Here is a 1,402-nt window from a genome sequence, read left to right as displayed (position 1 = left end):
AATTTTCGTGCTACTGCCCCTATAGCGGTTCCATGCGCTTTCCCTCGATTTCTTAATTTTTGATAATAAAGTGACAATGCTGGGTCATGAAAACTAGCTACAAATGCTGCTTGCCAAATAGCGCGTCTAAGATAAGGAGAACCACGTTTCGAAATCTTGGTGTTGGAACGATTAAAATCACCAGATTGGTGAATGGATGCATCTAGACCTGCAAATGCCACTAACTGTCCAGGACGTTCAAACCGATTAATGAAGCCAATTTCACTTAACACAACAGCAGCTGTTACATCACTCACTCCAGTAATGGTCGTTAAAAAATGCTCTTGTTGGTTAGAGAATTCAATCATGGCATTCTCGATTTGTGCCAATTGGCTTTCAAGTAAATTTATTTGTTCAAGTAAGAGTTGGATTTGCATTTTAAAAACGTCTGTACCAATTGAAATTCCAAAAGTATTTTGTGCACTATCCTTCAATTGTTCAGCTTTATTTCGAGCTCTAGTAATGCCATAACGTCCTTTACTAACACAATTGAGTAACGCAGCTAGTTTGTCTGTATCAATGTTTAATAGGTCTTCTGGTAATGTATATTTTAAAAGGATTTCAGTGGAAGATACCCCGAAAACATCAGAAAAGACCTGTTCATATTCAGGAAAGACTTGATCTAATAAAGCAATGACTTTCCGTTTAATATCCGAGCTTTGGTCTACTAAAGCGTAACGTAATCGCTCAAGATGTTTAAGTTGAAGTAAATCTTCTTTTACAAAAGGAGTTTCTTTCGGGGAATCAATTCGAATAACTTGAGCAATTAGATAAGCATCCTTCACATCTGTTTTTGTCTTACGAATATAAAAATTACGTAGAGCATCAGACTGCATAGGATTAAAAACAGTAACTTTAAAGCCAAGATTATGAAGGAAAGAAAAAACCGATAACCAATAATGACCTGTGGCTTCCATACCACAAACACAATTTTCAGGTGTGGCTTGGTGTTGATTCAAGAATTTAAGAAGCCTATCACTACCAGTTTTTGAATTAGCGAAACGTACAGTTTTTCCAATAGACTGACCTTTTTCGTTGATTAAGCCAGCTTCGTGATGACGTTTTCCAATATCAATACCAAGATAAATCATAAGAGCACCACCCATGTACTATTAATCAGAGTAGGAGGAAACCTCTATTACTTTATAGATACCCAACCTCGTTCGATATACGACAACTACGTGTCATCCAGCTCATTCGAATAGATCTATAAAGAAAGAGGTGCCAGTCTATTGCACGAAGACAATGCTTCAAGGGCGCAGAACGACAACCTCTATCTGATTTACATACATTATACCTTGAATAAGGTATAAAGTTTTAAAGCCAGAAAAATTCTGGTTAATAATAATATACGAGGGTGCTA

General features: G+C 36.7%; 1 protein-coding gene. It reads right to left on the bottom strand.

Going from position 1 to position 1,402, the window contains the following annotated elements; genetic code table 11:
- The coding region (locus AC3G7N_RS20500) for an IS110 family RNA-guided transposase (RefSeq protein ID WP_489424018.1) at nucleotides 1-1,130 on the bottom strand (1,130 nt) is incomplete at its 3' end.
- Between the last annotated feature and the right edge of the window lie 272 nt (nucleotides 1,131-1,402).

This window comes from Virgibacillus carmonensis (genome assembly GCF_057836705.1).
Note: the sequence above shows the minus strand (reverse complement) of the source record. Positions and strands in the feature narration are given on the sequence as shown.